This is a genomic window from Escherichia sp. 20412-1, assembly GCF_003027595.1.
Taxonomy (GTDB): domain Bacteria; phylum Pseudomonadota; class Gammaproteobacteria; order Enterobacterales; family Enterobacteriaceae; genus Escherichia; species Escherichia marmotae.
Genome location: NZ_PYQM01000118.1, coordinates 1 through 943, shown reverse-complemented (window position 1 = coordinate 943; position 943 = coordinate 1). Strand labels below are relative to the sequence as shown.

The following is a 943-nucleotide window of genomic DNA, read 5'->3' as shown; positions in this document are numbered from 1 at the left end:
TTTTTTTATTCAACTGGCAGGCCAGCCAACAACATAACTTCTGATGGACTTCAGCTCTGTCAGCGCCTCAACCTCTGCTTTCATCTGCAACTGCCTGGTGTTAATCTCCACACCCTTCGCAAACATCGCCTTCTCTATCGCATCCGACAGGGCTATGATGTCTGCCGCCGTCACCGGCACCACATTATTTTCACCATCCGTCCACGCAAAGCCTTCCGGAAGACTGTTTTTTTCCGCCATCAGGCGCGTCGTGCTTATCCTGGACAATGTCTTCTTGCCGTAATCCCATTTCCTTCCGTTGAACTCCATCACGTATTCCATATTCTCCTGCACATCCCGCCAGAGATTAATCTCCTCCCTTTTCACCGATTTTGCCGCCTCAAGAACAGCTTCCGTGGCAGCAAAGGCGGTCACACTTCCGTACTTTCCTGCTGTCAGACCAGACCATAATGCTTTTCCGTGTTCAGTATTATCCGTTTCCGTTGCCGTATATGGCAGCCATAACGCTTCACCTTTTTCATTCACCGCGCCTTCAAACTGCACCTCACAGTTTATACCGCCGTATTCGTTGTAACCGGCATTTCGTACTGCAAGAATCTCTTTTCCCTTATCCACCCTGACCTCCTCATGATATGCGCTGAAATAATCCTGCCTGTCTGATACCCGCAGCAGATGTCCATATTAACGGACCACATGCACGCCACGTCCCCGGTAAACGGGTCTCCCCCACATTATCGGACGCAATCAGGGGAGTACCATTCGAAAGGCAGCATGCAGACAGTGATGACCCGGCAACAGTTGTGCCCGGTGGCATGTCCCCCGAGTAATTCGTCGTGTAATACGCTGCAAGAACAAAAGAACCGACGCCAAACAACCCGCTGTCAGAACTTCCCGCCGGACCCTGCGGACCTGCAGGACCTGTGGCTCCGGTATCGCCTTTCGG

General features: G+C 52.0%; 1 protein-coding gene and 1 pseudogene. Both read right to left on the bottom strand.

Annotated features, from left to right (window positions below):
* Nucleotides 1-9 precede the first annotated feature (9 nt).
* Nucleotides 10-615, bottom strand: a complete 606-nt coding sequence (locus tag C7B16_RS24260; protein WP_181244209.1) for a DUF4376 domain-containing protein — start codon at nt 613-615, stop codon at nt 10-12.
* A gap of 10 nt (nt 616-625) precedes the next feature.
* Nucleotides 626-943 (bottom strand): annotated as a pseudogene (locus C7B16_RS25125) (phage tail protein); the annotation flags it as partial.